The sequence below is a fragment of the Geothermobacter ehrlichii genome (assembly GCF_008124615.1).
GTDB lineage: Bacteria > Desulfobacterota > Desulfuromonadia > Desulfuromonadales > Geothermobacteraceae > Geothermobacter > Geothermobacter ehrlichii.
Window position 1 is genome coordinate 24,361 of record NZ_VNIB01000020.1, and the last position, 6,000, is coordinate 30,360.

General features: G+C 53.1%; 5 protein-coding genes and 3 pseudogenes. 5 read left to right on the forward strand and 3 right to left on the reverse strand.

Annotated elements, in window-relative coordinates:
- Positions 1–35: 35 nt before the first annotated feature.
- The 3 pseudogenes from EDC39_RS15985 to EDC39_RS15995 form a co-directional block, all read right to left on the reverse strand.
- Positions 36–236 (reverse strand): annotated as a pseudogene (locus tag EDC39_RS15985) (DDE-type integrase/transposase/recombinase); the annotation flags it as partial.
- A 58-nt stretch (positions 237–294) separates the two neighbouring features.
- Positions 295–504 (reverse strand): annotated as a pseudogene (locus tag EDC39_RS15990) (IS3 family transposase); the annotation flags it as partial.
- A gap of 122 nt (positions 505–626) precedes the next feature.
- Positions 627–815 (reverse strand): annotated as a pseudogene (locus tag EDC39_RS15995) (transposase); the annotation flags it as partial.
- 159 nt (positions 816–974) lie between these two features.
- Here EDC39_RS15995 and EDC39_RS14845 point away from each other — a divergent pair.
- Genes EDC39_RS14845 through EDC39_RS14865 form a run of 5 tightly spaced genes read left to right on the forward strand, consistent with a single transcriptional unit; the run spans position 975 to position 5,875 of the window.
- Entirely contained in the window at positions 975–2,132 is a 1,158-nt protein-coding gene (locus EDC39_RS14845; protein ID WP_148897178.1) for an acyl-CoA dehydrogenase family protein, read from the forward strand.
- Positions 2,133–2,134: 2 nt separating this feature from the next.
- Positions 2,135–3,313 carry a CaiB/BaiF CoA transferase family protein gene (locus tag EDC39_RS14850; protein ID WP_187426827.1) on the forward strand — a complete coding sequence of 393 codons (1,179 nt, stop codon included), beginning with the start codon at positions 2,135–2,137 and terminating at the stop codon, positions 3,311–3,313.
- Positions 3,314–3,337: 24 nt separating this feature from the next.
- On the forward strand, positions 3,338–3,844 hold the full coding sequence (locus tag EDC39_RS14855) for a MaoC family dehydratase (protein ID WP_148897180.1): 507 nt from the start codon (positions 3,338–3,340) through the stop codon (positions 3,842–3,844).
- On the forward strand, positions 3,841–5,214 hold the full coding sequence (locus EDC39_RS14860; protein WP_148897181.1) for an MmgE/PrpD family protein: 1,374 nt from the start codon (positions 3,841–3,843) through the stop codon (positions 5,212–5,214). Before EDC39_RS14855 ends, EDC39_RS14860 begins: the two co-directional genes overlap by 4 nt.
- Before the next feature lies 1 nt (position 5,215).
- Entirely contained in the window at positions 5,216–5,875 is a 660-nt protein-coding gene (locus EDC39_RS14865; RefSeq protein ID WP_148897182.1) for a lactate utilization protein, read from the forward strand.
- Positions 5,876–6,000: the final 125 nt, after the last annotated feature.

Below are 6,000 nucleotides of genomic sequence, written 5' to 3' on the forward strand. Positions count from 1 at the left end.
GATCGGAGAGATGGATCAGCCCCCTTGGCAGGACGCCGGGCCGTAACAGCCCGGAACAGGGCGCGGCCGACTAGATCCTGTGTCTTGCGGCGGCTCATGGCGTAGCCGACGATTTCCTTGTCCCGGGAGGTTTTGATGGCCGCCAGGTAGAGCCGGCCTTCCTCGGTGGCAACGTAAGTGATGTCCGCAACCCAGGCCCGGTTCGGACCTGACGCAGCGAAGTTCTGATTCAGCAGATTGGGTTGTGACCGGCAGCTTGTGGTTCGAGTCGGTCGTCGCCTTGTATTTCTTCACCTGCCTGTAGCGCAGCGTCATCTCACGGTGCAGTCGCTTGACATGGCTCAGCCCAATCTCGACCTTCTCGACCTCGGCCAATTCCTTCTGGATCTTTTCCGGCCCGTAGGTTCCACGGCCTCGTTCGTGAGTCGCCTTGATCGCCACCTTGGGCCGCTCATCCTCCAGCTTCCGCGCCGACAGCCGACAGTTTGCGGTTGCGCCAGGCATAGTAGCCGCTTTTCGACGCGCCAAGGACCCGGCCCATTCACTCGACAGAAAGGCACTGTTCCTGTCTTGGCGTGTCGATATCGCCTGCTCCCCCGCGGCTCCCTGGCAGGGTATGCCATCTTGATCCAGTTGCGCGGCGCCTGTCGCGAAATACTCAGTCGCCGCCCGACTTCGGCAACCGACAACCCGCCATCAACAACAAGGCCGACAGCCTTCTCCTTGAACTTCAACGCTGTTCTAATAGTGAACGTAGTGTTTTTGTTGTGAACATGGTTCCGGGCTGATATCGCATCGTGAGCTATGCGAAACAAAAAAAACTCGTTATATCAATAAGATATATATGTTTTTTGATGTGGCATGGTGGTTGCTCTTATCGCTTGGCGCTTAACAATTCAACGTCTTGTAGCTGGGCCATTTTAATAATGTCCCGTAAAAGTGAGCTGAGAAATTTATCAAGTTGGAGGAATTTTATGGTTGAGTCGGAACTGAGTAGGCAGATTCGTGACGCAGTGCGTGACCTTTGCAAGACTTTTCCAGATGAGTACTGGCGCAAAGTGGATGAGTCGAGGGGGTATCCAGAGGAATTTGTTCAGGCCTTGACCGAGGCAGGTTGGCTAGCTGCGTTGATACCTGAAGAATATGGCGGCTCTGGACTCGGCATAACCGAGGCCTCCATAATTCTTGAGGAAATCAATCGTTCCGGAGGCAATTCTGGCGCCTGTCATGCCCAGATGTACATCATGGGAACCCTTTTGCGGCATGGCTCTGAGGTACAGAAACAGAAATATCTGCCGAAAATTGCCAGCGGGGAATTGCGTCTGCAATCATTCGGCATTACTGAACCCAATACCGGCACCGATACCACAAAACTGAAAACTACTGCCGTACGCAAGGGGGATCATTATGTCGTGAATGGGCAGAAGGTTTGGATTTCACGTGTTCAGCATTCCGACCTGATGCTCCTTTTGGCGCGTACCACTCCCTTGAGCCAAGTGAAGAAAAAAACCGATGGGCTGTCGGTTTTTCTTGTTGACTTGCGGGATGTCAGCGAAAGCGAACTGACCGTCCGCCCGATTCGAAACATGATGAACCATGAGACTAACGAACTGTTTTTCGACAATCTCAAGGTGCCAGCTGAGAATTTGATCGGCGAGGAAGGGAAGGGGTTTCGCTATATTCTGGATGGTATGAACGCTGAGCGTATTCTTATCGCTGCCGAATGCATTGGTGATGGATACTGGTTTGTGGAAAGGGCTTCGGCTTATGCCAAGGAGCGCGTGGTCTTTGGTCGCCCCATCGGACAAAACCAGGGCATCCAGTTCCCTATAGCCCGAGCATATATAAATGTGGAAGCGGCCAATCTGATGCGTTTTCAAGCCGCCAGCCTGTTTGATGCTGGTAGGCCCTGCGGGAAAGAAGCCAATATGGCAAAATTGCTGGCCGCCGATGCTTCTTGGGAAGCTGCTAATGTTGCTATTCAGACACATGGTGGTTTCGGCTTTGCGACCGAATTCGACATCGAACGAAAGTTCCGAGAAACCAAGCTCTATCAGGTTGCGCCGATTTCCACCAATTTGATTCTGTCCTATATCGGTGAGCACGTATTGGGAATGCCGAGGTCATATTAATTATGCGCCCGCTAGAAGGAATAACTGTCGTTACCTTGGAGCACGCTATCGCCGCTCCTTTCGCTACCCGCCAACTTGCCGATCTGGGGGCCAGGGTAGTCAAGGTAGAACGTCCCAAAGTAGGGGATTTCGCCCGGGGTTATGACGAAACTGTTTTGGGGCTGGCCTCCCATTTTGTGTGGGTAAACCGCTCCAAGGAAAGTATGACCCTGAATCTGAAACATCCGCGAGCGAAAGAAATCATGGCAAGACTTCTCCAGGGAGCCGATGTGTTTGTGCAGAATCTTGCGCCTGGGGCGGCCGACCGTCTGGGGTTGGGCACAGACGAGCTCCTGGAGCGCTATCCCCGTTTGATTGTTTGCAATATTTCCGGCTATGGCAATAGCGGTCCTTACCGGGACAAGAAAGCCTATGACCTTTTGATTCAAAGCGAGGCCGGTCTGTTGTCTGTAACGGGGACTCCCGATACCCCGTGCAAGGCCGGGATTTCCATCGCTGATATTGCCGCCGGGATGTATGCCTATTGCGGGATATTGAGCGCTCTTTATAGCCGTGAAAAAACCGGGAAGGGGGCTTCGGTGGAAGTGTCGATGCTGGAAGCGTTGAGTGAATGGATGGGATACCCATTGTACTACAGCCACTACGGGGGCAGCCCTCCAAGACGCACCGGGGCCGCTCACGCAACCATCTTCCCATATGGGCCGTTTCTTTCGGGGGATGGTAAGCAAGTGATGCTGGGGCTGCAAAATGAGCGTGAATGGGCGGTGTTCTGTGAACAGGTACTGATGCGTCCGGAGCTGAAAAACGACCCGCGCTTTGAATCGAATTCAAAGAGAGTTGCAAACGCAGAGGAACTGACTGCCATTATTCATGAGGTTTTTGGGACTCTGAGTGCTCAGCAGGTTGTGGCGCGCTTGGACGCGGCAGCCATCGCCAACGCACGCATAAATGACATGGAAGAAGTTTGGGGCCATCAACAGCTTGCTGCACGAAACCGTTGGCGGCAGGTGCCAAGTCCAGTCGGACCGATTCAGGCTCTACTTCCTCCGTTCTCAATTTCAGGTTTCGAAGCTCGAATGGATGCCATTCCCGATTTGGGGGAGCATACCGATTTAGTGCTGACTGGCATCGGGTACAGCGAAGAAGATATTGTCCAATTGCGAACCGAAAACGTAATCTGAATTCAAATCACAAGGAGTTTGAAAATGGGAGTAAAAGAAGGTTGGAAAGGACGTTTCTTTGAAGATTTCGAAGTTGGGGATATCTATCAGCATCCTCTCGGTAGAACAGTACTAAGTGTGGACAATAGCTGGTTTACTCTCTTGACGCAAAATACCGCCCCCATACATTTTGATCATCACTATTCCGCCCAGACTGAGTTTGGCAAACCATTGGTCGATTCGACCTTCACGCTGGCCTTGGTGACAGGACAAAGTGTGACGGATATTTCACAGAACGTAATGGCAAATCTTGGCTGGGACAATGTTCGCTTGCCCAATCCAGTATTTGAGGGCGACACGATCTATTCACAATCCGAGGTTTTGGAAAAACGTGAGTCGAGGTCACGCAACAATGTAGGTATCGTCAAGGTAAAAACCACCGGGTTCAACCAAAATGGAGTGGTGGTGATCACCTTTGAACGCATATTAATGGTGTATAAGCGGGGATGCGCTCCGCAAATTGCGCGCTTGGCGCCGGAGGAAGGCAAATGAGTGCCCAAGTTGACAAACCAACCCAAATCTTGGCGGAGTTTCTGGCTGAGCTCAAATTCGAAGATCTCCCTGTTGAAGTCGTATCTCGTACCGAGGACCTGTTTCTGGATTGGTTCGGCTCTGCCCTGGCGGGGAAAAAGGCCCGGCAAATTCAAATTCTCGAACAATTTGCCGAAACCATGGGGCCGGCCGACGGCGCAAGCGAAATTTTCGTTTCAAGAAGGCGCTCTTCGCCATATTTTGCGGCTTTAGTCAACGCCGCTTCCTCACATTATGCTGAACAGGATGATGTGCATAACGGATCGGTATTTCATCCTGGGACCGTCGTCTTCCCGGCGGTTGTTGCTGCTGCGCAGCAGCTGGGGAGTTCCGGGCGCGATGTCATCGTTGCGGCGGTCGCTGGATATGAAGCCGGCATCCGGATCGGCGAATCCTTGGGATGTTCTCACTATAAAATTTTTCATACCACCGGAACCGCCGGAACTCTGGCCGCTGCGGCCGGAGTCGCACGTCTGCTGGCAGTTGATGGAGAACGGATGCTGCACGCCCTGGGCTCTGCCGGTACACAGGCTGCCGGGCTTTGGGAATTTTTGCGCGATGCCGCCGATTCCAAGCAGCTGCATACCGCAAAGGCGGCCGCGGACGGGTTGCTCTCCGCCTATATTGCCCGCGACGGTTTTGTCGGTGCGCAGAGGATAATCGAGGGTGAACAGGGGATGGCGGCCGGCATGTCGAAAGATGCTGACCCGAATATGCTTGTAGATCGGTTGGGAACCCGTTGGGCGATCGGAGAAACATCATTCAAGTTTCACGCCAGTTGCCGGCACACTCATCCTGCAGCCGATGCCCTGCTGGAACTGATGTCAAAGTACAAAATCAGGGCGGACGAGATTGACGAAGTTCTGGCCCGTGTACATCGGGGCGCTATAGATGTTCTCGGCCCGGTGACGGACCCGCAAACCGTACATCAAGCCAAATTTTCCATGGGTTTTGTCCTGGCGATGATTGCTCTGAAAGGCCGGGCGGGAATCGAGGAGTTCAATGAAACCGCTTTGCGTGATCCGGCAATCCGTTCGTTCAGCCAAAAAGTGAAGATGATCCTAGATGATGAAGTAGACCGGGCTTACCCAAAACGATGGCTGGGGCGCGTTGAAGTGGTAACACGCGACGGCAGACGGCTGAAAATGCAAATAGATACCCCCAAGGGGGACCCTGGGAATACGCTGTCTCGCGGTGAGCTGGAGGATAAAGCGATCCGGTTGGCGATGTTTCAGGGTGGTGCCACTCGGGAAGAGATGCAGGACGTTATTGCCAGGGTGTGGCGTCTCAGGGATGAACCGAACCTGAAAAACTTTCTGATGAAGACCTGATATGAAAAAGCGACCCGAAGTGGATGAGAGTTTACGCTGGCATCGGGAATTACTGTTGGAGAAAACTGCGCAGGCGTTGCGGAACAACGGTTTTGCAGCAGCCGTGTTCGCCAATCGCCAGAATGTGCGGCCATTTCTGATCGATGCTGCTCGAGACGCCACAATTGTTGGTTTCGGCGGTTCGATAACTCTGGCGCAAATCGGGTTTGCCAAGGAATTGGAGCGTGCCGGGAAAACCCTGCTGTCGCACGGACGGCCCGGCTTATCTCCGAAGGAACGATTTGCACTGATGCGTCGGCAACTGAGTTGCGACATTTTTTTCACCAGTACCAATGCATTAACGATCAACGGACAACTGGTCAACATTGATGGCACGGGAAATCGAGTAGGCGCCATGGCTTTTGGTCCACCCAAAGTGGTTGTCGTCGCCGGGGTCAATAAAATCGTCCGAGACCTCGACAGTGCTTTGCGCCGGGTCAAAGAGGTGGTAGTGCCTCCCAATGCTCGCCGCATGGGTTATGCTCCTCCCTGCACGCAGACCGGAATCTGTGTGGATTGCAACTCCCCAGAACGAGTCTGTCGAATTACCGCAATTATTGAAAGAAAACCACGTGATACTGAGATCACAGTTTGTCTTGTTAATGAACATCTTGGTTATTAATCCGGCCTGTAGTGCGGAAAGAGGACAGATATGGAACTGACCCGTGAGATCTACTGGAATGTCGGTCATTCGGTACTGATCCCCATGTATCTGCTGGTGGCGGCGGCCATCGGCGTGCTGGTCTG

Coding starts and splice junctions, on each gene's coding strand:
- EDC39_RS14845 (WP_148897178.1), top strand. CDS start 975: ATGGTTGAGTCGGAACTGAGTAGGCAGATTCGTGACGCAGTGCGTGAC.
- EDC39_RS14850 (WP_187426827.1), top strand. CDS start 2,135: ATGCGCCCGCTAGAAGGAATAACTGTCGTTACCTTGGAGCACGCTATC.
- EDC39_RS14855 (WP_148897180.1), top strand. CDS start 3,338: ATGGGAGTAAAAGAAGGTTGGAAAGGACGTTTCTTTGAAGATTTCGAA.
- EDC39_RS14860 (WP_148897181.1), top strand. CDS start 3,841: ATGAGTGCCCAAGTTGACAAACCAACCCAAATCTTGGCGGAGTTTCTG.
- EDC39_RS14865 (WP_148897182.1), top strand. CDS start 5,216: ATGAAAAAGCGACCCGAAGTGGATGAGAGTTTACGCTGGCATCGGGAA.